The organism is Cryobacterium sp. TMT4-10, assembly GCF_004403275.1.
Lineage (GTDB): Bacteria > Actinomycetota > Actinomycetes > Actinomycetales > Microbacteriaceae > Cryobacterium > Cryobacterium shii.
In genome coordinates this window covers 26,635-49,336 of the sequence record NZ_SOGU01000089.1, presented here as the reverse complement: position 1 = coordinate 49,336, position 22,702 = coordinate 26,635, and the positions used below count along the sequence as shown (strand labels likewise).

The window sequence follows — 22,702 nt, the reverse complement described above, 5'->3', positions numbered from 1 at the left end:
GTGACCGCTGCCCAGAACCCGCCCGCCGTGCGGAAGCCCGGCCGGTGGACCCGCCTACCCATCGTGCACCAGCTGCGCCAGAGCATCGGGCTGCAGCGCGGGATGCTCTTGGCCGGCCTGGTCATCACGGCCGTGTTCGTGCTGACAGCCATCTTCGCTCCCGTGATCGCCCCGTTCGGTTTCAGCCAGCTCCGCGACGCCGACGGCGCGTTCGGCGCGCAGCAGCCCCCGGGCGAAGCGCATCTCCTCGGCACCACGGCGGGCGGTTACGACGTGCTGTCCCGGGTGATCTGGGGCGCGCAGACGGCCCTGTTCGTGATCATCGTCGCCGTGATCCTGTCCATCTTCGCCGGGGTGCTGCTCGGGCTGTTTTCCGGCTACTTCGGCGGCTGGCTCGACCGCATCCTCGTCGTCGTGTCCGACGCCGTATACGCCTTCCCGTCCCTGCTGCTCGCCATCGTGATGTCCATCGTCATCTCCGGCGGCAAATCGAACCTGATCGGCGGCATCCTCGCGGCCGCGATCTCGATCACCGTGGTGTTCATCCCGCAGTACTTCCGGGTGATCAGGGCCGAGACGGTGCGGATCAAGGCGGAAGCCTATGTCGAGTCCGCCCGCGTGCTCGGCGCCAGCAACGGCCGGATCATGTTCCGGCACGTGCTGCGCAATGCGACCCGCACCCTCCCGCTGATTTTCACCCTGAACTCGTCGGAGGCCATCCTGACCCTCGCCGGTCTCGGCTTCCTCGGCTTCGGCATCGAACCGACCGCCGCCTCCGAATGGGGTTTCGACCTCAACAAGGCGGTCTCCGACGTCACCAGCGGAATCTGGTGGACTTCGCTCTTCCCTGGCCTCGCGATCGTGCTCGTCGTGCTCGGCATCACACTGGTGGGCGAGAGCCTCAACGACCTCGCCGATCCCCGGCTGCGCGGACGACGGGCGGTCGCGCAGGCGGCCGGCGTCGTCGCGGAGACCTCCGTCGTTCCCGGCGGTGTGCTCACCGCCGGGCCCGGCGGGCTCGACGGTCTCGAAGACCAAGCCACCCATCCTTCCGACGGACTCGAGGACAGACCATGACCGATGTGCTCACCATCACCGACCTGGGCATCTCCTTCGCGACCGACGCCGGCGCCGTCAGGGCCGTCGACGGTGTGAGCCTGCGGGTGGCGCCGGGCGAGGTCCTCGCCATCGTCGGCGAGAGCGGCAGCGGCAAGACCGTCACGGCCAAGACGATCCTCGGGCTGCTGCCGGAGACGGCGACCGCCTCCGGGGCGGTCATCCTCAGCAGCAAGGACGGTTCGAGTGAGAACAACGTGATCTCGCTCAGCACGTCCCAGTTGCGCCAGGTTCGCGGCACGGACGTGTCGATGGTGTTCCAGGAGCCGTCCACCGCACTCAACCCGGTGTACACCGTCGGCTGGCAGATCGCCGAGGGCATCCGCGCCCACGGTGAGTTCAGCCGGAAGGAGGCGAAGCAGAAGGCGATCGAGATTCTCGGCCGGGTCGGCATTCCCGACCCGGAGATCCGCGTCAACTACTTCCCGCATCAGTTCTCCGGCGGGCAGAAGCAGCGCGTCGTCATCGCCATGGCCCTCGTGCTCGACCCGGGCCTGATCGTCGCCGACGAGCCGACCACGGCCCTCGACGTAACCGTGCAGGCGGAGATTCTCGACCTGCTGCGCCGCTGCCGCGACGAGTTCGGCACCGCCATCGTGCTGATCACGCACAACATGGGTGTCGTCGCCGACCTGGCGGACCGCGTCGCCGTGATGTACCAGGGCAAGGTGGTGGAGGAGGCCGACGCCCAGACCCTGTTCACCTCGCCGCAGGACGACTACACGAAGAAGCTTCTCGCCGCCGTGCCCCACGTCGGCCAGGGCGTCGCGCACGCCGCTGCGCGGGCCACGGCGCGGGAGCGCGGATGGGCGCAGCAGGCCCCGGTCGTCGTCGCCGACAACCTCCGGATCGAGTACCCCGGGCGCCTCGGCCGAGGCGGCTTCACCGCCGTGGACGGGGTGAGTTTCCTGATCCGGCCGGGCGAGGTGCTCGGGCTGGTGGGCGAGAGCGGCTCCGGCAAGACCACCACAGGGCGGGCCATCGCCGGCCTGACCCGGGTGACCGGCGGGTCACTCACCGTGCTGGGTCACGAGATGAACGGCTTTAAGGAGCGGGCGTTCAAGAAATTCCGCAAGGACATCGGTTTCGTCTTCCAGGACCCCGCATCGAGCTTCAACCCGTTGCTGACGATCGCCGAATGCGTCGCGGAACCGCTGGTGGTGCACGGTCGGGCGAAGACTCCCGCGGCAGCCCGGGCCCGGGTGAACGAACTCCTCGAGGCCGTGCAGCTGCCCCGGGCGTACGGGGACCGCTACCCGCACGAACTCAGCGGCGGCCAGCGGCAACGGGCCAGCCTCGCCCGTGCGCTGGCCCTGGAACCGGCCCTGCTCATCGCGGACGAACCCACCAGCGCCCTCGACGTGTCGGTGCAAGCGCGCGTGCTGGAGCTCTTCGCGGAGCTGCAGCGGGAATTCGGATTCGCGTCGCTGTTCATCAGCCACGACCTCGCCGTCGTCGACCTCGTCGCCGACCGGATCGCGGTGCTCTATCAGGGCAAACTGGTCGAGGAGGGGACCAGCGCCCAGGTGCTGGGTGCGCCGAAAGACCCGTACACCCAGCGGCTCCTCGCCTCCCTGCCCGTACCCGACCCGGCCGAACAGGCCGTCCGACGGGAGGGGCTCCGCCGACTGCGTGCGGCAGGATAGAAACCATGACTCGCGGCACGGCACCGACACACCCGATCTCGACCAGTGACCTGACCATCGAATACCCGCCACACGGTGCCAGCGGAGCCTTCGTGGCGGTGCACGGCCTCACCCTGCGGATCGAGCCCGGCGAGGTTCTCGGTCTGCTGGGGGAGAGCGGATCCGGCAAGAGCACCCTCGCGCGGGTGCTGTCGGGGGCCGCGTTCGGCCCGGCTGCCGGAACGGTGAGACCGCAGATCACCGGGGGAGAGGCCGGTGTTCTCGGCTACCGGCTGCGCGGCATCCGTCGTCGCAAATTGGCCCGGCTCACCTTCGGGGTGGGCTACCTCGCCCAGGACGCCGCCGACACCCTGCCGTCCACCCTGACCGTGGCGGAGATCGTGGCCGAGCCGATCCTGGACCGGGACCGGCGCTACAACCGCCGTGCGCTCGAGGCCCGGGTGGCGACCATGATCGACGCCGTCCGCCTGCCGCTGACCGTGCTCACCCAGTACCCTTACGAGCTGAGCAACGGGCAGCGCCAGCGGGTTGCCCTCGCCCGGGCGCTCGTGTTCGGCCCGTCGCTCCTGATCGCCGACGAGCCGACCGCGGGCGTGGACGCCACGGTGCGGGACGCGGTGACCGATCTGATCGGCGAACTGCAGCGGGAACGTGCCTTCTCCGCCCTGGTGATCAGCTCGGACCTCAAGGTGCTGCGCCGGGTGGCGAACCGGATCGGCGTGCTCCACCAAGGAGTCCTGGTCGGGCTCGGCACCATCGACGAGGTGTTCGACGACCCGTGGCATCCGTATGTCGCGGGCCTGGCCGATGCGCTTACCGGTGACGAAACCACCGAGAGCGAACCCGGCGCGGACGAGGACGGTGCCCATGTCACGCAGTCCTGAACTCGCCCAGCACCGGGCCGTGCTCACGGCCGCCGTGGCTCCTCTGCCGCGGGACCGGTGGCCGGAACGCGGCCCGATCACGATCCTGCCCGAGTCCGAGGGCGCCTTCACGGCTGCCGTGCGATCTGCCGGGGGAACGGTCACGGCCCTCTCCCCGGACACGCGGGGGCTGATCTGGCTGGATTACGGGCGCGCCGACGAACTGCGCGCCACCCTGGACGCGCACCCGATGATCGGCTGGGTGCAACTGCCCTGGGCGGGCGTGGACGCGTTCAGCGGCGTGCTGGCCGGGCTCGGCCGGCCGGGCCTGCTCTGGACCAGCGCCAAGGGCGCCTACGCGCAGCCCGTCGCCGAGCATGCCCTCGCCCTCGGTCTGGCCCTGCTCCGCGTGCTTCCGAAGCGCGCTCGCGCAACAACCTGGAGCACGGTGCCGGAAGGGCGCTCGCTCTACGGCCGCTCCGTGGTCATCGTCGGCGCTGGCGGAATCGCCCTGGAACTGATTCGCCTGCTCGCCCCCTTCGACACCTCCATCACGGTCGTGCGTCGCAGCCCGCTGCCGGTGCCCGGTGCGGCCCGGACTGTGCCGACCGAAGCCCTGCACGAGGTTCTGCAGACCGCCGACGTGGTCTTCATCGCCGCGGCGCTCACCGAGGGCACCCGGCACCTGATCGGAGAGCGCGAATTCGAGTTGATGCGGCCGGAGGCGGTCCTGGTGAACGTCGCCCGGGGACCGCTCGTCCACACGGATGCGCTCACGGCGGCCCTGGCCTCCGGGGAAATCGCCGGGGCGGCCCTCGACGTCACCGACCCGGAGCCGTTGCCGGACGGACACCCGCTATGGCACGAACCGCGCTGCCTGATCACCCCGCACACGGCTGACACGCCCGAGATGACGGCACCGCTGCTCGCCGAGCGGATCCGCCTCAATGTGCGCGCATTCCTTGAAGATGGCCGATTTGTCGGGGTCGTCGACCCTCGGGTCGGCTACTGAAGGCGGGCCTCGATTTTGCACACGGCCAACATTTGATAAAGTAACAGAGTTGTAAAAAGCATTCCTCGATAGCTCAATTGGCAGAGCAGCGCACTGTTAATGCGCAGGTTCTTGGTTCGAGTCCAAGTCGGGGAGCTAAAGGCCACCAAGGGCTCCACCCCTGGTGGCCTTTTTTGTTCGAAGTGGGCGGCAGAAAAGGCGGCATACGTGAACGTTTCCCTCAGTGTGGACATCCTGCTGGCTGTGCTCACGGTCGTGCTCCTCGCCCTGTGGCTGCGCGCTCGGCGCTCCTGGCGGCGAGTCGTGTTCGACCGGTCGGCCGCCGAACGGATGCGCATCGACCTGGAACTCTCCCTCGCCGAACAGCAGGGCCGGCTCGGCATCATCCGCGAACTCCAGGACGTCGCCGTTCTCTCGGTCTCCCGCCTGATCACGCGGGCCGAGGCGGCCCGGTACACGGCGGAGAGCGACCCGTCGAGCGCCGTGCGTGTCGCCACGACCCTGGTCGACGAGGGCCGCGTGGCCCTGGCCGACATGCGCCGGGTTCTCACGATCGTTCGGGACGGCGAAGCCATCGCGACAACGCAGCCCGGGTTGCAGTCCACGCGCGACCTCTTCCGGGTCATGTGCGACGCCGGCCTCTCCGTGGTCTTCACCGAGTCCGGGGAGCGATTCCCGCTCAAGCCGGGCGCCGAACTGGCCATCTTCCGCATCCTGCAGGGCGCCCTGGCCAACACCCTCAGCCACGGCGGCCGTGGCACGGAAGCCCGCATCTCCTTCACCTGGAGCCGAGATGGACTGCAACTCGTGGTGGCCGACGACGGCATCCGTGCGGCGGCCCGGCGGGAAAGCACGGATGAAGCCGATTTCGCGGCGCGCACAAAGTACACGATCGATGACGACCTGAAAGCGCTGAGCGAGAGCGTTACCGGGGCGGGAATCACCCAGATGCGCGAACGCGCCGAACTGTTCGGCGGCGTATTCGACGCTGGCAGCGTGCCCGGAGTCGGCTTCACCGTGTCGGCGGTGTTCCCGTCGCTGCGTTTCCACAACGGCATCCACGGCGTCAACCTCGCTCGCTGACGAGGGGTCCCCTGCTCAACCGGTCAACCGGTCGGCAGGGCACTCGTCGGTTCAGTCCTCGAGGTTGTCCACGCCGGGCAGCCAGGCTTGCCCGGGGATGCCCCAGCCGCGTTTGCGTTCCACTTTGGCCGCGATTTTGGCATAGAAGTGCTCGAGCCGGTCGACGTACAGCGTGCCATCGAGGTGGTCGTACTCATGCTGGAAGATGCGCGCGAGCCATCCGTCGGCCCGGATCTCGAACGGTTTTTGGTCCAGGTCCACCGCCGTCAGGATCGCGGCGGGGGAGCGCAGCAGCGGGAATCGCTCGCCGGGGAAGGACAGGCACCCCTCGACGTCCTCGTCCTCGTCGGCTTCTCCGGCCGGAACGGGCGTGATCCACAATTCCGGGTTGATGGCCACGCCACGCCACAGGCGGTCGCCGTCCTCGTCGTCGGGGTAGTTGTAGGTGAAGAGCCGCAGGGGCACGCCGACCTGGGGTGCGGCCAGGCCGACACCGGGGGCGGCGTCCATCGTCTCGAACATGTCCTGCACCAGTTCGTGCAGATCATCTCCGAAATTCACGACGGGGCGTGCGGGGGAGTGGAGAACGGGATCTCCTGAAATAACTATCGAGCGTACGGCCATTCAGCAAGGATATCGGGCTCGTTCTGGATAAGGTCATTGAGTGACTCCCGACCTGACTGACTTGGCTGTCACGATCGACCCGCGTCAGGCGATCGGCATCCCGCTGGCCCTCGTTGGAGCGGTGTTCCTGTCGCTCGGGGCGCAGTTCCAGCACCGCGGCGTCACCAAGGTAGAGGCGAAGACCGCAGAGATAACGGGCGGGCTCAATCCTCGGCAGCTGATGCTTCTGCTCAGCCGGCCCTCCTGGGTGTTCGGCACGCTGATGCTGGGGCTCGCCATCGTCTTCCAGCTCTCCAGTCTGGCCTTCGCCCCGATCATCATGGTGCAGCCGTTGGGCGCCGTCGCCCTGGTGATCACGTCGATCCTCAACGCCCGGGTCACCCGTGTTCCGGTCAACCGGGCGTCGAAAATCGCCATCGCGATGTGCGTGGGCGGGGTCGGCCTGTTCGTCACCGTGGCGGCCTTCACCGCGGTGGACAAGCCCGTCACCGACGCGAACCTGCTCACCATTCTGGTCGTGCTCGGCGTGGTGCTGGCGCTATTCGGCGCCGCATTCGTGTTCCTGCGCACCCGGTTCAAGGCCATTTTCTACATCATCGGCGCCGGGGTGCTCTATGGTTTTGTCGCCACCCTGGCGAAGGTGATCATCAACCGAACCCAGAACGGAAACTTCGAATGGCTGACGCTCGCCTGCGTGGCCGGGCTGCTGCTGGCCGCCGCCCTGGGAGCCTATTTCGTGCAGACCGCCTACGCGTCCGGCCCCCCGGACCTGGTCATCGCCGGGTTGACCGTGATCGATCCGCTGATTGCCGTCGGTATCGGCATCGTCGTGCTCGGTGAGGTGGAGCAGGCCCCGGCCTGGGCATCCGCCGCCTTCATCCTGGCGGGCGTCGTTGCGATCGGCGGGGTCTTCCTGCTGGCGCGCTATCACCCCCTTGCCACGGACTGAAGCCGATTAGAATAGGGTGCTAGAAGACCTCGTCAGCGTACGCGCCGTCGAAAGCAGGAACTCTTCGCCGGATGATGGCCTCCGGCACACCTACGTTGGGACAGTGTCTTTTGTCAGAATCGACCGATTTTTCGAGCGAGTCGCACCGGGTTGCCCCGGTGTCGAAGAAGCCGATTCGGGTATTGATCGCCGCGGACACCTTCGCTCCCGACGTGAACGGCGCGGCCAAATTCGCCGAGCGGCTCGCTGCCGGCATGGTGGCCCGCGGGCACGAGGTGCAGATCATGGCGCCGGCTCCGTCACGCAAGTACGGCACCTTCACCGAGACGCATGAAGGCCAGCAGATGGTCGTGCACCGCCTGCAGAGCTGGCGCTGGTATCCGCACGACTGGCTTCGATTCGCCCTGCCTTGGTTCGTCCGACGCGACAGCCGCCGCATCCTCGACTCCTTCAAGCCCGACGTGGTGCACTTCCAGTCGCACATCATCGTGGGCCGCGGGGTCACGATCGAGGCGAAGAAGCGGGGCATCCGCATCATCGGCACCAACCACTTCATGCCCGAGAACATGCTCGAGTTCACCCTTCTGCCCAAGGGGCTGCACGAGCGATTGATCAAGGGCGCCTGGCGGGCGGCGCGGCGCACCTTCGGCCGCGCGGAGGCCGTCACAACCCCGACCCAGCGGGCAGCCCAGTTTCTGGAGCGCTACACCGGCCTCGAGGGCGTGCTGGCGATCTCCTGCGGCATCAACGCCCACAACTATTCGCCCAACTTTGAACCCCGCACCGGGAACCGCATTCTATTCGTCGGGCGCGTGACCGGTGAGAAGCAGATCGACGTACTGCTGCAGGCCGTCGCCCTGCTCTCGCCCGACCTGAACGTGCAGGTCGAGATCGTCGGCGGCGGCGACCAAAAGCGCAACCTGGAGCACCTGGCCCAGACGCTGGGCATCCGGGCCCGCGTCACCTTCACCGGCTATGTGACGGATGCCGAGCTGCGCGACGCGTATACCCGGTCGACCGTGTTCGCCATGCCGTCGATTGCAGAATTGCAGAGCATTGCGACGATGGAAGCCATGGCCTCCGGTTTGCCGGTCGTAGCTGCCAATGCCATGGCGCTCCCGCACCTCGTGCATGACGGTGAGAACGGCTTCCTGTTCGAACCCGGCAACTCGCAAGACCTCGCCGACAAGCTGACCACTGTTCTGACGGCGACGCCGGAGAACCTGGACGCCCTCAAGCACGAGTCGCTCAGACTCATCGAAGCCCACGACATCAATCGCACCCTCAACACTTTCGAGTGCCTGTATCGTGGGGAGCCGGTGACCGATCGGGTCATCTCAGAAACGTCCGCGCACACTCCCGAGTAAGCCACTCGCGAGTAGTCGCGGTCATCGGGGCGGTAGCTCAGCTGGTTAGAGCAGCGGACTCATAATCCGTCGGTCCTGGGTTCAAGTCCCAGCCGCCCTACACTGAAACATCGATTGACCAAGGTTTCTTGTCCAAGCAGACAGGACAGAGACTTGATGCGCTTAACGCTTATTCAACGAATATTCATCGAGACCCGTTGGACGGGGGACTCTGCCGGCGCGGCGCACGACGCGTATCGGCCCATCTGGGTTGGCCTGGAACACCTACGGGTCATGAACACCGAACGTCTTTCCCTACTGGGTCTCGAGCTCCTGCTCACGACCAGCGAGCTCGCTGATTATCTGGGGGTGCAAGTGCAGGCCATCTACGATCTGCGCACCGACGGGCGGGGCCCGTCCGGCCTTCGTGTCGGTTGGGAAATCCGGTACCGCGTCTCTGACGTCCTCTGCTGGTTGGACGATCTTCATGAGCCCTCAGGCAGCGTGAGAACCGGTGAGGGAGCTCGCTGATGGCCGGCCGGCCGCGACTGCCGACAAGTACGTTTGGCGCCATCAAAACGGCCGAGGTCGGCACGGGTCACTACCGGGCATGGACCCGCTTCCGTGACTGGGACGGCCAGACGCGCCAGGTCACGGCCACCGGGTCGAGCCATGACGGGCTTCGCTGCCCGGTCACGTCCCGCTGGGGGTGCGGTACGCGGTGCGCCCGAGTGCGACCTGCAACCTCAAGCCGATACCTGGCCCAGCCACGCTCCTTAGCGTGGCTGGGCGGGGACCTTTGGCCGAGCAACAGCCCGTTCGCAGTTTCGCAAACGAGACCCTTGCCCGCTCGAGGGAGCCCCCCTCGGGGCTCAATTTGAGGGGCGTGCCGGTTGGTGTCCGGTGCCCACTCTTCGCCTTGGCGCACGCTCTCAGAGCGCCTCGCCCTGGTTACTCCTTCAGATCGAGCATGGGGGTAGGCCGGCGGAAGCCGCGGGTCAAGACGAGCAGGTACACAAAGCCCACGGCCAGCCAAACGAGGCCCACGACGAGCGCGCGCGGCGACAGGCTGGTCCAGAGCCAGAACGTGAGCACAACGCCGATGGCCGGAACGATTAGGTAATTGAGCGTTTGCAGCCCTCCTCGCTTCCTCAGGCCGAAGAAGTGGTGCTTTATCACCGACAGGTTGACCGCGCTGAAAGCGATGAGTGCGCCAAAGCTGATCATCTCGGCCAAGAGCCCGAGGTCGATCACCACGGCAAGCAGCGACACGATTGAAACTGTCAAGATCGAAAGCACAGGTGTGTCGAAGCGCGCGCTGAGTCGACCGAAGATCCGCGACGGGAGGACACCATCTCGTCCCATAGCGAAGAGAATGCGGGCGACAGAGGCCTGCGAAGTCAGGGCGGAACCAGCCGCACCGGCGATATAAGCGGCGAGGAACAAGGTCGAAAGGAACGCACCGCCTGCCTGGGCGACCACGTCAAGAGCTGCGGAGTCCACGCTGGTAAAGGCGTGGCTCGGCAGGATGAGGTGGCTCACATATGCCAACCCGATGAAAGTCACTCCAGCAATGAGGGTGATGATCATGATTGCGCGGGGCAGGCTCTTCTTCGGATCGCGGGTCTCCTCGGCAAGCGTGGAGACGGAGTCGAAACCCAGAAACGATAGGCAGAGTACAGCAGCACCGGCGGCCAACGGCCCGAATCCGGGAGCCGTACCGTTCCCGACGAAGGGTGCGAGCAAATCGACGCTCGTTCCGCGCCCGATGGTTGCCGCCGCCACACCCACGAAGGCGACGATGAAGATCGCCTGCACGGCGATGACGACCACGTTCGCGCGGGCTACGGACGCGATCCCAACGATGTTGAGAATGGTCACGAGTGCGATCGAAGCCAGCACGAAGGTCCAAGCAGGAACGCTCGGAACGGCCGCATTCAAGTAGATCCCGATAACCACGTAATTGATCATGGGCAGGAACAAGTAGTCCAGCATGAGCGACCACCCGGTCAGGAAACCGACCGCTGGTCCGAAACTGCGCTGAGTGTAGGTGTACGCAGATCCGGCAAGCGGAAACGCACGTGCCATTTGGCCGTATGAACGCGCCGTGAAGACCATCGCAACCAAGGTGATCAGATACGCCAACGGCAGGCGCCCGCCGGTCATCTGAGTGACGATGCCGTAGGTGGTGAACACGGTGAGTGGCACCATGTAAACGAGGCCGAACAGCACAAGCGAGGGCACTCCCAGTACCCGGCGCAGTTGCCCCTGGCTGGTAGCGACTTCCGCCGAGGCGGCAGGTACAGCGGTGGACTCTGTCGTCATGGATCTTCTCTCTTCTTCTAGTGTTCGCGATTGTTTCGACCCACGGCATTCACCGCTGGAACGTCGGCGCACCTGCGAGGTAGGTGGCACGGATACCGGTCAATGGCAGTTCGGTGGGGCAAACCGTCCTGGGGTCCCGGGCGAGCCAAACCAGGTCTGCGCTGGCGCCCACGCGGATTTCGCCCCACGGCGCCTGCGTTCGCGCGGCACCGGCTTGACTGGCCACGCCGCTTGTGTAGGCGGCGAGGGCGGTTTCGGCGTCGAGCCGTTGCTCTGGCATCCAGCCACCTGCCGGTTCGCCGTCGATCGTGGCCCGGGAGACCGCGATGCCGATGCCCTCCAGGGGAGACGCCGACGAGCAGGGCCAGTCCGAACCGAATGCCAGCGTTGCCCCAGTTTCGACGAGAGTGCGCATCTGATACTGCCGATCCGTGCGCTCGAGCCCCAAGCGAGGGACCGTGAGTACAGTCATCAGAGCGTCCATCTGCGCCCAGAGCGGCTGCATCACAGCTATCACATCGAGTTCCTTGAACCGGGGGAGGTCATCCGCGGCCGCAAGTTGCACATGCGCGATCACCGGCCGGCGATCCGCTGGCCCGTTCACACGCCGGGCGAGCTCGATGGCGTCCAAGGCACGTCGAACGGCCGCGTCTCCTATCGCGTGGATATGAGCCTGGAACCCGGCTGCGTCGATTGCGGTGACTGAATCGGCGAGGTGTTCGGCCGTCCAAACGAGCATCCCGTGCCCATGCAGGCCGGAGCAGTACGGCTCGAGCAGCGCGCCAGTCTCATTCTCGACGACGCCGTCAGCGAAGAACTTCACGCTGTTCGCGGTGAGTAGGGGGTGCCCCAGAAGCTCGACCTGCCTCCGTGCTTCGATCATGGCGGGAAGCGAAGCGGGAAAGTGGCGCGGGTCAGCGAGCAGTGCGAGGTTGACCCGGGTCGACAGTGCACCGCGGCGCGCGGCCTCCAGGTAGACGACGACGTCGGCCGGCTCAACCCAGGCGTCCTGCACCCACGTCACTCCCAGCTCGGCGAAGTGCTTGGTCGCTCGGCGGAGCGCATCGATCTGCTCGTCGAAGCTGAAGCCGGGGCTGACGGTTGTGAGGAGTTCTATGGCCCCCCACTCCCGCAGAATGCCGAGCGGGCTCCCGTCCGCCCGTCTTGGGATCTCGCCGAGTTCCGGTTCCGGTGTGTTCGCGTCGATGCCGGCGCGTTCAAGGGCCAGCGAGTTGCACCAGACGGTGTGGTAGTCCCAGGCGCGCAGCATGACCGGTCGGTCGGAGAGTGCTTCATCCAGCCATCGTGCGTCGAACAAGCCGCCGGGTGTGAGGGATCCGTCGTAGGAAGCGCCGATGATCCACTCTTTCTGTGGGTGCTTTTCGGCATAGCGGCGCACCTCAGCGACGATCTCGGCGATACTCGTGCAGGCGCGCACGCTCGGCCCGTTTTCCTCGAGACCACCGAAGAGCGGATGGGCGTGCCCCTCTCCGAAGGAAGGCATCAGGAAGCCGCCATCGAGGTCGACGACCTCGAAGGTCGCTGGGGTGGGGGACAACAGGTTCTGGTGCATCAGTTCACGGGCGTCATCATCGAGGGCCGCGATACGCCCCTCGCTCACGAGCACGGCGGTTGCCTCGGGCACCCCCGCACCCAACCAGGCGGTTCCGCCGATGAAAAATGTCAGGGCGGGGTCGGGAGCAATCAGTTCTGACACGGTGAGTCTCCTTGATTCTCGCAGTGCGTTTTTTCGATACGAACGTTGTTCGTATTGAGTAGAGTATGGGTTCGGACTCCTCGGGGGAAGAACCAGTTTTCAGGGAGGTGCTCTGTGTCGCTGTCGAAACGACAGATTGTGATTGCCGCGCTCGAACTCGCGGAGAAGCAGGGCGCCGAACGGCTCACAATGCGCAGCCTCGCAGCGAACCTGGATCGACGGCCATCGTCGCTCTACAATCACATCTCCGGTCGGGATGATCTGATCGAAGGGATGCGGGCACTCGTCGTCGAGGAAATCGACACCTCCGTCTTCGCAGTCAAAGGTTGGGACGATGCCGTCATTGTCTGGGCTGAGTCCTACCTGTCTGCCTTTGCGGCGCGACCGAGCTGCATTCGCCTCTTGGCCACCACGCCCATCACCGATCCTTCCACGTTGCGCATGTACGACATCGTGGTGAGCGCCCTTGTGCGCGGCGGTTGGGCCGACGGTGACGCGGTCGCTGTCATGCGGACGATTGAGGCACTCGTGCTCGGTTCCGCGCTCGACGCGATCGCACCGAGTTCGTTGCTGTCACTGGATGCTGTTCCGTTAGAACTCGAGGCCCTCCGTCGATCACTCGAGCCAGGACACCGAGACCGTGCGGGGGCCCGGGCGGCGTTCGTGCTGGGGATGGAAGCGCTTGTCGAGGGTCTGCGCGTACGTCTTGCCGCCGAGCGATCCAGCTCCGGGCCTCCGGGCCAAACATGAAAATGACCACACGGTAACTAGTCCATGCGTGCATATAGCTCACACCGAAAGGTAGACATGAAACTCTCCATCGCTGGATTGCAGACCGCGGGTTCCCCAGGGAACGTCGCCTCCAATCTCGGAGAACTGAGGGCAGCGGCGAGAACAACGAAGGCGGGTGGGGGAGAGCTCCTGATCACCCCCGAACTCTTCCTCACTGGATACAACCTCGGCGACAAGCTGTTCGATTTGGCCAAGTTGGATCTGCTCATCAAGGTGCAAGAGATCGCGCGGGAGGAGGGTCTCGCGATGATCGTGGGGCTGCCAGAGTACGAGGAGGATCGCCTCTACAACTCAGTTGTCTTCCTGGACGAGGGCGGCGCGGTGCTCGGTCATTACCGCAAGACGCACCTGTTCGGCAGCCTCGACCGGGAGCTCTTCACCCGCGGCGAGCAGCTCGTATCCACTGTGGACTATCGAGGTGTTCGTCTAGCCATGCTCATTTGCTACGACGTTGAGTTCCCCGAGACCGTTCGCGCCGCGGCGTTGGCGGGAGCTCATGCGGTCATTGTTGCGACCGCGCAGATGACGCCGTTCAAATTCATCGCAGAGCAGCTCATTCCAGTGCGCGCCTGGGAAAACCAGATCTACATGGCCTACGTCAACCATGACGGAGAGGAAGGCGACCTCGCCTACGTCGGTCGCAGCTCGATTGTGGACCCCTATGCGAGGGTGCTCGACTCGATCGTGCACGGCACACGGATACTGACCGCGGTCATCGATACAGAAATCGTCGACCAAGCTCGCCTCCGAAACCCGTATCTAAACGACCGTAGACCAGACCTCTACGACCCGTCGGCGTCAGCCCAAACCGTTTGATCCCTGTCGCACCAGACGGACTGAGAGAACTATTGGCTGCATTCTCCAAAGAGTCTAGAGCGGCCCACCGTCTGGGTCTGGGGACTTGATGCGCGCACGTTTATTCAACACCGGTTTGTGAGCTCGAGCGCATCCCGCTCGCTCATCTCCGAGATTCCAGGTATTGCCCCATTGCGTATTATCGTTTGAACGCCAGGCGCGAACACCGTGCATGACCTCACCGACCGGGGCACCGGTCCCAAGCTGCTCACCGGAGAGGGCGCAGCGATCGACACCACGATCGCATCCGGCAAGGTCCCCGGGATCTTCGCAGCTCTCGCCGAGTTCGAGCGGCCCTCCTCTCTGAGCGCACAGGAGTCCGAGGGATGCACCTCCAGGAAGATGATCGGTGAACCTGGCGGGATGTTACCGAACCGTCGCTCGTCACGGCTCTTGACCCGGTACTCGGCCTCGGTGTCTTCGTCGGGTTCGTGGGAAATGATACGGATGACGTCGTAGTCCTCAGCATCTGATGTCACAAAGTCGAGCGCGTGGGAATCCAACACTACGGAGGTCGCCCGCAGCTCGAAAGAGCGTCGCACCCGGGAGAGGATCGACGTGGTCATGATGGCGAGGATGAAGAGCGCAGCGATCCGCACGCTGTCCGGGCGTTCGATGACGTTGGCGATCGTCGTGTAGATAAGGATCAGCGCCGTGATGCCGAACCCGACTGCGCTCCAGCGTTGTCCCTTGCGCCGGGCGGAGAGGGTCACCGCGACGGCGGCCGAGGTCATCAGCACGAGCACTCCGGTGGCGTACGCGCCGCCCTGGGCGTCGACGCTCGCCTGGAAGGCGACAGTGATGAGGAAGGCAATCGCGGTGAAGACGAGCACAAGCGGTCGAACGGCCGGCGCCCACTGCGGCGCCATGCCGTACCGCGGCAGATATCGCGGCACGAGATTGAGCAGACCGGCCATCGCTGACGCACCGGCGAACCACAGGATGCAGATGGTGCTGGGGTCGTAGACGGACCCGAAAAACGGACCGAGGTACTCGTGAGCGAGATACGCAAGGGCGCGACCGTTGGCCGGGCCGCCGGGCTGGAAGTCCTTCTGTGGAATCAGCAGGGTCGTGACGAGACTGGACGTGATCAGGAAGCCACTCATGATCAGAGCCGCCGTGGTCAGGAGTCGCTTGGTGCCGCGGATCCGGCCCGCGGGGTCATCCTCGGTATCGGTCGCGTCCCCGGTCACTTGCGGCATCACGGCGACCTCGGTCTCGAATCCGGACAGGCCCAGGGCTAGCTTGGGGAAAACCAGCAGGGCGATGCCCACCATGACGAGCGGGTTTGCGTGTTGCTCGGTGAGTGCCGCCCACCAATCAGTAATCAAGTCGCGTGTTCGGCGACATGACCGATGGCCACCACGATCACCACCAGGTTGAGGAGCAGATAGATCGCGACGAGCACAACTGCGATACCGATGGCCTCTTTGAAGCCGAGGAGGAAGACGATGCTGAGGAGCGCGACGAGGAAGAGTGTGACCAGCACCTCCTGGCCCTGCATCCAGGACGGGGCGAACGGATTCTCGATAGCGTGCGCCGCGGCGTCTGCCGCGGACAGGGTGATGGTGATCATGAAGTCCGTGGCGGCGAAGCCTGAAGGCCGTTGCGAAGGTAGTCGACCGCCTCGTCGAGAGATTCCCTCATAGTCCGCGGCCCAGCTTCGGGCGGGCGGTCCTTGAAGAGCACAAGGCTTTGGATGGACGTCCGATCCGAGAATACGTGCCCGTGCTGGTTGAACACAGGGCCAAAGGACGGCTGCGCCTTCACGACGCAACAAAAACGTCATAGGCCTAGAGGTGAACGATGCGCGCGTGACGAGCGGTCAGGCAGCGGTGCTGTCGTTTCGCGCCTCGCGCCTCAGACGGGTGCGTGCAGCATGCTCAACTAAATTGGGTACGTAGGCACGAATAGGGTTTTCCGAGAGAGCACGATATCCCTCGCGGACGGTCTCAGTGATGTGATCTCGGGGCGTACCCGGGAAATGTTGCGAGAGCCGGTCAACCATTGGACCCACCGTAGTGGGGTCTTGCTCAATTGGGGTCACAAGCTGAGTCTGTCGCAAAGCCGGTTCATCGCCAAAGACCATGCCAAACGCCCCCGTAGACCGATTTGCGTGCTCCGCACTTTGTCGACACCGTTCGTCACGCCGAATCGACCTCGACGACGTAGTCGATGTGGGCGCATCCCTCATCGCGGGACCCGAGAACGATATTGCCGACCTCGAAATCCAGCGGTTCGACGGCGAGCTCTCGCGTGAAGTTCCGTCCCGCGGCCTAGATCCTGATTCCGCATGTGGCCGCCATCACGCTCGCGAACGAGGGCCGGAGCTAGCGGGCCGGAAGCCGCTTGCTCCGGAGTGCCCCACGCTGAAGGCGGCCGCTCGCCGGCCGATCCGGTGGCTGGGTGCTCTCCGGCGCTCTGGCACAGGCGGCGCGGCCACCCGGGCGTAGAAGAACAGTTTGGCGAATTCCACCAGCAGCAGGTAGACCACGATCAGACCGGCAAGTGCCAGGAAGAAGGGTGCCGGGAGCGGTGCGAAGCCGAGCAGGGGCCCGAGCGCTGAGAACGGCAGATACGCGCCGATGGCCACCACTCCGAACGCTGCCACAGTGAGCCCCGTCGACGGCCGGCTGCGCAGAAACGGTACTCGTCGGGTTCGGATCGAGAAAATGATCAGCGTCTGGGTGGCGATCGATTCAATGAACCAGCCCGACCGGAACTCGCCGGGTCCCGCGTTGAACACCAGAAGCATCAGGGCGAAGGTGGCGAAGTCGAAGAGTGAGCTGATGCCGCCGAAGAGCAGCATGAAGCGGCGGATGAACCCGATGTTCCAGTGCGCCGGCGCCCGAACCTGCTCCTCGTCTACACGGTCGCTGGGGATGGCGAGCTGGCCCGCGTCGTAGAGCAGATTGTTGAGCAGGATCTGTCCCGGCAGCATCGGCAGGAAACTCAAGAATACGGATGCCACGGCGGCGCTGAACATGTTCCCAAAGTTGCTGGACGTGCCCATGAGCACGTACTTGATGGTGTTGGCAAAGGTCCGTCGTCCCTCGACGACTCCATCCGCCAGCACGCCCAGGTCCTTCTCCAGGAGCACGATGTCGGCCGCGTCCTTGGCGACGTCGGTCGCGCTGTCCACCGAGATACCCACATCGGCGTCGTGCAGCGCCAGCGCATCGTTGACCCCGTCACCCAAGAACCCGACCGCCCTCCCGTTGGCGCGCAACATCCGGATCACCCGCGCCTTCTGCTCGGGCGAGACCCGGGCGAAGATGGTCGCCTGCTCGGCGGCCGGACCGAGCTCCGCGTCGGAGAGCCCATTGATCTGCACCCCAGTCAGGGTTCCACCGGAGATCACGCCGAGGTCGGCGCAGGCCCGCTCAGTGACCCGGGCATTGTCGCCCGTCGCAACTTTCACCGTGATTCCCAGCGCCTCGAGCCGATCCAGGGACTCGCGGGCATTCGCCTTCTGCTCGTCGGCGAAAAGAAGGAACCCGGCCAGAACCAGGTCGTGCTCATCGGCGATGCTGATCCGTTTCTGGCCCACGGCCGGGCGGCTGGCCACGGCGATGACTCGGGCACCGGAGTCGAACTGCTCGGCAAGCAGTGCGAGGGCCGCGTCGGAGGTGCCGATGCAGATACGCAGCAGGTCTTCCGGCGCACCCTTGGCTACCAGGCTGACCGTTCCCTCGCCGTCCCGGACCAGCACGCTGGTCATCCGCCGGTGGTGGTCGAACGGAGTCACGTCGAGGTGCGCGTAGCGCGATGGCTCGAACGCCGCGGCGGCGGGGGACTGCCAGAGGGCCGCGTCCAGCGGATTCTGGCCCACCGTGGAGACCTTGCCGCCGGTGAAGTCCGCCTCGGTCGCAACCAGCCCAAGCACGGCTACTTCCTCATCAGAGACCTCGGGACGAACCGACATGGTGCCGGTGAACCGGATGCGCCCCTCGGTCAGGGTGCCGGTCTTGTCCGTGACCAGAACATCCATGTCGCCCAGATCCTCAATGCAGACCAGCCGCTTCACGAGGACCCGGCGCTGGGCCAGACGTCGCGCACCTGTGGCCAGACTCGTGCTGACCACGGCGGGGAGAAGCTGCGGGGTGATCCCCACCGCGATGGCGAGAGAGAACAGCAGTGACTCGAGCAGCGGGCGCTGGAGCACCAAGTTGGCTAGGAAGATCAGGCTCGTCAGCACCACGGCCACGCGCACGAGGAGGAACGAGAAGCGCTTCAGCCCGAGCTGGAATTCAGTCTGGGGCTGCGTTTCCCCGAGCCCCAGGGCGATCCGCCCGAATTCGGCGCGTCCGCCCGTGGCCACGACGACGCCCATGCAGCTGCCAGTCTGAATCACGGTGCCCATGAGCACGCAGGAGGCCAGGTCGCCGGGAGCGGCATCTGCCGGCACTGGGGTCGGGTTCTTCTCGACCGGCAGCGACTCCCCGGTGAGAATGCTCTCGTCGCAGAGTAGATCCTCACTCCGCAGTACACGGATGTCCGCCGGCACGATCGAACCCAGCCCGAGATGCACCACGTCACCGGCGACCAGCTCCACCACGTCAATCTGCCGAGCGGCACCGTCCCGCACCACGACGGCGCGCCGCGACACCCGGGAGTGCAAGGATTCCACGGCCTGCTCGGCCCGGAACTCGTTAACGAACCCAAGCCCCACGCTCGCCACCAGGATGACGGCGATGACGATCGAGTTCGTGACATCGCCGAGGAAGAGCGAGAGGGCGGCGGTCAGGAACAACAGGATCAGGATGGGGCTGCGCAGTTGCCTCACGAGCACCGGCCACGCCCGGGCTGCGTGGGTGCGCACGGCGTTGGGGCCGAACTCCGTCAATCTTCGAGTCGCTTCGTCGTCGCTCAGGCCGTCCGGGGACGACCCCAGGTCGGCCAGCACCTGCTCCGGTGGGCGGCTGGCGAACCGGGCCAGAGCCTCCTGCACTGCCGGGTCTGGCATCTGAACGCCTCCGCCGGAGCCGTTGAATGGACCCCGCGGCCAGACTGGCTCATCTTCTGCAACGCGGCAAGTGTCCAGGTCGGTTTGAGGCGCGATAAGGATTGCTTCCTGCGACAAATACCGGGCGACCGTGCTGACACAGCCCGGGCTGCCCAATGCACCGTTCATTGCGTCGAGGCCGGTTAGGTGGGTCAAGGTATTCCGCTAGATTCGTCTCAGAAATTGCAGGGGACTCCCGGTCAGATCGAGATCAGGAAAGGTCTAGACGCTTCGGTCGAGGCGTTCACTTGCGCCGTCGGAAACCGTCGGTCCCGCACTGTGTCGAGAAACTCCACCACTCAGCGGGACGTGACCCCTCACTTGCTCCTCCTCGCGCTCGTGGGGTGCATCATGGGTCTCATACTCGTGGACCCTACGTGTCAGGGTTGGGTGAGGCCAGCAGCTAACAGCAAGTCCGCCGCATGACGTAGGGCGAGAACCAGGAACCGATCCACCATGCCCAGCCCATCTTTGATCGCCGTGCGCGACGATAGTCCAATGAATACCAGCAGTCCCGGACCCAGATCCGGAGGTCCGACGCCGAGGCGCTCGTTCACCCCGGCGCAGAAACTCGAGCACCTGGCCGCCTACGAGGCCGCCATCCAAAACAACACGGGCGGCGCCTACCTTCGGGAGCAGGGGATCCACTCCTCGCAGATCACCGAGTGGCGCAAACTCCTGGCGGGCAAGAAACCGGGCGAGAAGATTGGCCGGTTGACGCCGGAACAGGCCGAGATCGCGAGACTGCGTCGCCAGCTTGGCAAGGCCGAGCAGCGCCTCGCGACCACGGAGGTGGCCTTAACCATCATGGGAAAAGCGCACGAGCTCTTGGAGCAGTTGTCCAAGAGCTCGCGGGACGACAAACCGCACACCGACTCCTGATGGCCGCCTACCGACAGCTGACCATTGCTGGCGTTTCGACCCGGATCGCGGCACGGCTGACCGGGATCTCCCGGGCGACGGCGACCCGGAAACCGTCCCTCCCGCTGCCTGTCCCGGCGCCCCCGGTGGTGCCGGCGAACAAGCTCAACAGCCTCGAGCGGGCCAGGATTCTGGCGGTGGTGAACTCGCCCGGCTACGTTGATTTGCCGCCGATCCAGATCTACGCGCAGCTGCTCGATCAGGGCGTCTATTTGGCGTCGATCTCAACGATCTACCGAATTTTGGCCGAGAACAAACAGGTCAAGGGACGCCGCCGCCTGGCCCGCCACCCGTCCCGGGCGATCCCGGAACTGGTCGCGACCGGCCCGGGGCAGGTCTACTCGTGGTACATCACGAAACTGGCCGGACCGATCAAGGGCACGTACTTCGACTGCTACGTGATGATCGACATTTACTCCCGGTACATCGTCGGCGCCCACGTCCACGCGTCGGAGTCCGGCGAGTTGGCGGTGGAGATGATGAGGGAAATCTTCGGCATCCACGGCGTCCCGCACGTCGTCCACGCGGACCGGGGCACGTCGATGACGTCGAAGACCGTCGCGACGATGTTGTCGGACCTGGAGGTCACCAAGTCGCACTCCCGCCCCCGGGTGAGCAACGACAACCCGTTCTCCGAGGCATGGTTCAAGACCTTGAAGTTCGCCCCGGTGTTTCCTGAACGCTTCGGCTCCGTGGGCGAGGCGCGGGTGTTCATGGCCGACTTCGTCGAGGGTTACAACCACACCCATCGCCATTCTGGGATCGGGCTGAATACCCCCGCGGACGTCCACTACGGCCTCGCGGCCGGCAAGGCCATCGACCGGTCAGCGACCTTGGCCGCCGCACGCGCCCAGAACCCGGAACGATTCGGCACCACGGCCGACCCGAAGATCCTCGCCCTGCCCGGCACCACCTGGATCAACAAACCAGCCGAGCAAGAAGAGAAGGAACAGGAAGCAAAACTAGCCGCCTAAACTCACGCTGGCCTCATTCACCTTGACAAATTCCGGGACGGCGGCCACCAGATCAACCTCTTGAGGGGCGTCTGCGTTCATCGCGCCGGGTCGTAAGCGTCAGAAATACAGGTTCCGTGAAAGTCTCAGTCAAGTCCTAGCTAAGAAGCGCAAACCGGTGTAAGGATCTCAGGGCCCGCATTCATCGACGCCCGGGCATATGCCGGCCGGAACCCAACGTTTCTCCAGTACAAGTTGGGGTCAGCGAGTAAATAGACGTAGGGTCGGCCGGACTGGCATGGTCAGTTTCGACGCGCCAATGGGTACCTCAACGGGGTGAATCCGCTCTCTGGGCGCCACTCTGATAAGCGCCCCGTGCAGGGGTTTGACAGGTAAAAATGAGGTTTCATCCAGAAATCCCCGACATGCTTGCACCTTCGTTCGCCCGGCTGTACACGGTCGCGGTTCCACTGATCCAGATGCGGCGGGTGCACCCCCTGCCCCGGGCGCATCGCAGGAAGTCATGCTTACCCTCCCCCCGCTCCACCCCCAGTCCCGCCGCAGGGAAATCTCCACAGCTCGAAAGCGCACCCGAACCAGAACCCGTTTGATCGTCGCCGGCTCCGTCCTCGGCATCGCCGGGCTCGTGGCGGGGGTCGGCACCACGGCCGTCGCCCAGTCCTCGGCGGCCAGCGCCGAGAGTATCGCGGAAACGCGGGTGCTCTCCGAGAGCACGGGCGTTCGCCACGGTCAGCTCTCGGTTTACTCGGCCATCGCCAAGTCGACCGCCGACCACCGCGCCGAATCCACCATCAGCGCGGCCACCGGCGTGATCGCCACCATGGCGAACAAGGTCGACGCCACCCCGCTGGCTTCTTCCGTGGCCTCTCTCGGAAACTATGAGGAGCTGGAGACGGATGCCGTCATCTCGCTGACTCTGCAAACCAAGTCAGAGACCGCGGCGGCCCAGTCGGCCGTGGCCGAGGTCGACCGCGCTGCCGCATCCGCCGAGGCGGAGGCCGCGGCCGCGGCAGCTGCCGCTGCCGAGCAGGCCAGGGCCGTGGCGGCGCAGGCCGCAGCTGCGGAGGCCGCGAAGGCCAGCCAGGTCGCTCCGGCACCCGCGCCGTCCCCAAGCGGGGGCAACTCGCCCGATGCCGCCCGCGCCACCGCCCGCGCGATGGCCGCCTCGAACTACGGCTGGGGCGACTCGGAGTTCTCCTGCCTGAACCAGCTCTGGGAGCGCGAGTCCGGCTGGTCGTACACGGCGTACAACCCCAGCGGGGCGACCGGCATCCCGCAGGCACTTCCCGGCAGCAAGATGGCCACGACCGGCTCCGACTGGGCCACCAACGCCACCACCCAGATCGCCTGGGGTCTCGGCTACATCAGCGGCAGCTACGGTTCGCCGTGCTCGGCGTGGGCACACTCCGAAGCCAACAACTGGTACTGACCCTGGCACTGATCGGCCCGGGCTGACAGTCTGGCCCGAGCAGCC

The 22,702-nt window shown here is 65.5% G+C and carries 18 protein-coding genes, 2 tRNA genes and 2 pseudogenes; 16 read left to right on the top strand and 6 right to left on the bottom strand.

Features of this window, described 5'->3' with window-relative positions; all coding sequences use genetic code 11:
• The 6 genes from E3T42_RS12875 (at window position 1) to E3T42_RS12850 (ending at window position 5,720) form a co-directional block, all read left to right on the top strand.
• Window positions 1-1,077: an ABC transporter permease gene (locus tag E3T42_RS12875; RefSeq protein ID WP_241976127.1), complete on the top strand. Its 1,077-nt coding sequence runs from the start codon at window positions 1-3 to the stop codon at window positions 1,075-1,077.
• Window positions 1,074-2,762, top strand: coding sequence for an ABC transporter ATP-binding protein (locus E3T42_RS12870; protein WP_134365149.1), 1,689 nt, complete (start codon window positions 1,074-1,076; stop codon window positions 2,760-2,762). The genes E3T42_RS12875 and E3T42_RS12870 overlap by 4 nt, the downstream gene beginning before the upstream one ends.
• Window positions 2,763-2,767: 5 nt before the next feature.
• The gene (locus E3T42_RS12865) at window positions 2,768-3,646 is read left to right on the top strand and encodes an ATP-binding cassette domain-containing protein (RefSeq protein WP_134365150.1); all 879 of its coding nucleotides are present in this window, start codon (window positions 2,768-2,770) and stop codon (window positions 3,644-3,646) included.
• Window positions 3,630-4,637 carry a D-isomer specific 2-hydroxyacid dehydrogenase family protein gene (locus E3T42_RS12860; protein ID WP_134403114.1) on the top strand — a complete coding sequence of 336 codons (1,008 nt, stop codon included), beginning with the start codon at window positions 3,630-3,632 and terminating at the stop codon, window positions 4,635-4,637. Before E3T42_RS12865 ends, E3T42_RS12860 begins: the two co-directional genes overlap by 17 nt.
• A 62-nt stretch (window positions 4,638-4,699) precedes the next feature.
• Window positions 4,700-4,772, top strand: a tRNA-Asn gene (locus E3T42_RS12855).
• A 72-nt stretch (window positions 4,773-4,844) separates the two neighbouring features.
• Window positions 4,845-5,720: a sensor histidine kinase gene (locus E3T42_RS12850; protein WP_134365152.1), complete on the top strand. Its 876-nt coding sequence runs from the start codon at window positions 4,845-4,847 to the stop codon at window positions 5,718-5,720.
• 51 nt (window positions 5,721-5,771) lie between these two features.
• Here the strand turns inward: E3T42_RS12850 and def are convergent, their stop codons facing one another.
• Complete coding sequence (gene def, locus E3T42_RS12845) at window positions 5,772-6,344, bottom strand: peptide deformylase (protein WP_134365153.1); 573 nt, start codon at window positions 6,342-6,344, stop codon at window positions 5,772-5,774.
• 40 nt (window positions 6,345-6,384) lie between these two features.
• Here def and E3T42_RS12840 point away from each other — a divergent pair, with 40 nt between their 5' ends.
• The 4 genes from E3T42_RS12840 to E3T42_RS17670 all read left to right on the top strand — a co-directional run bounded on the left by E3T42_RS12840 (window position 6,385) and on the right by E3T42_RS17670 (window position 9,170).
• Window positions 6,385-7,293, top strand: a complete 909-nt coding sequence (locus E3T42_RS12840) for a DMT family transporter (protein ID WP_134365154.1) — start codon at window positions 6,385-6,387, stop codon at window positions 7,291-7,293.
• Between the two features lie 158 nt (window positions 7,294-7,451).
• Window positions 7,452-8,660: a glycosyltransferase gene (locus tag E3T42_RS12835; RefSeq protein WP_241976125.1), complete on the top strand. Its 1,209-nt coding sequence runs from the start codon at window positions 7,452-7,454 to the stop codon at window positions 8,658-8,660.
• Between the two features lie 26 nt (window positions 8,661-8,686).
• Window positions 8,687-8,760, top strand: a tRNA-Ile gene (locus tag E3T42_RS12830).
• A 56-nt stretch (window positions 8,761-8,816) separates the two neighbouring features.
• The gene (locus tag E3T42_RS17670; protein WP_134403113.1) at window positions 8,817-9,170 is read left to right on the top strand and encodes a helix-turn-helix domain-containing protein; all 354 of its coding nucleotides are present in this window, start codon (window positions 8,817-8,819) and stop codon (window positions 9,168-9,170) included.
• Window positions 9,171-9,590: 420 nt separating this feature from the next.
• On the opposite strand, the gene E3T42_RS12820 is transcribed toward E3T42_RS17670, so the two are convergent.
• Window positions 9,591-10,964, bottom strand: a complete 1,374-nt coding sequence (locus E3T42_RS12820; RefSeq protein ID WP_134403112.1) for an APC family permease — start codon at window positions 10,962-10,964, stop codon at window positions 9,591-9,593.
• 49 nt (window positions 10,965-11,013) lie between these two features.
• A complete protein-coding gene (locus E3T42_RS12815; RefSeq protein WP_241976124.1) occupies window positions 11,014-12,681 on the bottom strand; it encodes an amidohydrolase in 1,668 nt (555 codons plus the stop codon).
• A gap of 114 nt (window positions 12,682-12,795) precedes the next feature.
• Between E3T42_RS12815 and E3T42_RS12810 the strand changes: the two genes are divergently transcribed.
• The 3 genes and pseudogenes from E3T42_RS12810 to E3T42_RS17345 all read left to right on the top strand — a co-directional run.
• Window positions 12,796-13,431, top strand: a complete 636-nt coding sequence (locus tag E3T42_RS12810) for a TetR/AcrR family transcriptional regulator (RefSeq protein WP_134365157.1) — start codon at window positions 12,796-12,798, stop codon at window positions 13,429-13,431.
• Between the two features lie 57 nt (window positions 13,432-13,488).
• Window positions 13,489-14,289: a carbon-nitrogen hydrolase family protein gene (locus tag E3T42_RS12805; protein WP_134365158.1), complete on the top strand. Its 801-nt coding sequence runs from the start codon at window positions 13,489-13,491 to the stop codon at window positions 14,287-14,289.
• Between the two features lie 201 nt (window positions 14,290-14,490).
• Window positions 14,491-14,626 (top strand): annotated as a pseudogene (locus E3T42_RS17345) (recombinase family protein); the annotation flags it as partial.
• On the opposite strand, the pseudogene E3T42_RS12795 reads toward E3T42_RS17345, so the two are convergent.
• Window positions 14,625-15,961, bottom strand: a pseudogene (locus E3T42_RS12795) (amino acid transporter); the annotation flags it as partial. The pseudogenes E3T42_RS17345 and E3T42_RS12795 sit on opposite strands and share 2 nt — an antisense overlap.
• On the opposite strand from E3T42_RS12795, the gene E3T42_RS17665 reads away from it, so the two are divergent.
• Window positions 15,925-16,119 (top strand): three-helix bundle dimerization domain-containing protein, encoded by a 195-nt coding sequence (locus tag E3T42_RS17665; RefSeq protein ID WP_134365163.1) that lies wholly within the window; start codon window positions 15,925-15,927, stop codon window positions 16,117-16,119. The pseudogene E3T42_RS12795 and the gene E3T42_RS17665 overlap by 37 nt on opposite strands.
• A 34-nt stretch (window positions 16,120-16,153) precedes the next feature.
• On the opposite strand, the gene E3T42_RS17660 is transcribed toward E3T42_RS17665, so the two are convergent.
• Together E3T42_RS17660 and mgtA are read right to left on the bottom strand one after the other, a co-directional pair.
• A complete protein-coding gene (locus tag E3T42_RS17660; protein WP_370262420.1) occupies window positions 16,154-16,336 on the bottom strand; it encodes a three-helix bundle dimerization domain-containing protein in 183 nt (60 codons plus the stop codon).
• Window positions 16,337-16,633: 297 nt separating this feature from the next.
• A complete protein-coding gene (mgtA, locus tag E3T42_RS12785) occupies window positions 16,634-19,294 on the bottom strand; it encodes a magnesium-translocating P-type ATPase (RefSeq protein ID WP_134403111.1) in 2,661 nt (886 codons plus the stop codon).
• A 537-nt stretch (window positions 19,295-19,831) separates the two neighbouring features.
• Here mgtA and E3T42_RS12780 point away from each other — a divergent pair.
• A protein-coding gene (locus tag E3T42_RS12780; RefSeq protein ID WP_134403110.1) for an IS3 family transposase occupies window positions 19,832-21,228 on the top strand; the annotation gives its coding sequence in 2 pieces (ribosomal slippage) (window positions 19,832-20,174 and window positions 20,174-21,228; 1,398 coding nt in all).
• Window positions 21,229-21,814: 586 nt separating this feature from the next.
• Window positions 21,815-22,657 (top strand): hypothetical protein, encoded by an 843-nt coding sequence (locus E3T42_RS12775; RefSeq protein ID WP_134403109.1) that lies wholly within the window; start codon window positions 21,815-21,817, stop codon window positions 22,655-22,657.
• The last annotated feature ends 45 nt before the right edge of the window (window positions 22,658-22,702 follow it).

Bases quoted from the DNA above. Each gene is read 5' to 3' on its own strand.
- E3T42_RS17660 (WP_370262420.1), bottom strand. From the start codon at position 16,336: ATGGTTGACCGGCTCTCGCAACATTTCCCGGGTACGCCCCGAGATCAC.
- E3T42_RS12860 (WP_134403114.1), top strand. From the start codon at position 3,630: ATGTCACGCAGTCCTGAACTCGCCCAGCACCGGGCCGTGCTCACGGCC.
- E3T42_RS17670 (WP_134403113.1), top strand. From the start codon at position 8,817: ATGCGCTTAACGCTTATTCAACGAATATTCATCGAGACCCGTTGGACG.
- E3T42_RS12820 (WP_134403112.1), bottom strand. From the start codon at position 10,964: ATGACGACAGAGTCCACCGCTGTACCTGCCGCCTCGGCGGAAGTCGCT.
- E3T42_RS12870 (WP_134365149.1), top strand. From the start codon at position 1,074: ATGACCGATGTGCTCACCATCACCGACCTGGGCATCTCCTTCGCGACC.
- mgtA (WP_134403111.1), bottom strand. From the start codon at position 19,294: ATGCCAGACCCGGCAGTGCAGGAGGCTCTGGCCCGGTTCGCCAGCCGC.
- E3T42_RS12805 (WP_134365158.1), top strand. From the start codon at position 13,489: ATGAAACTCTCCATCGCTGGATTGCAGACCGCGGGTTCCCCAGGGAAC.
- E3T42_RS12865 (WP_134365150.1), top strand. From the start codon at position 2,768: ATGACTCGCGGCACGGCACCGACACACCCGATCTCGACCAGTGACCTG.
- def (WP_134365153.1), bottom strand. From the start codon at position 6,344: ATGGCCGTACGCTCGATAGTTATTTCAGGAGATCCCGTTCTCCACTCC.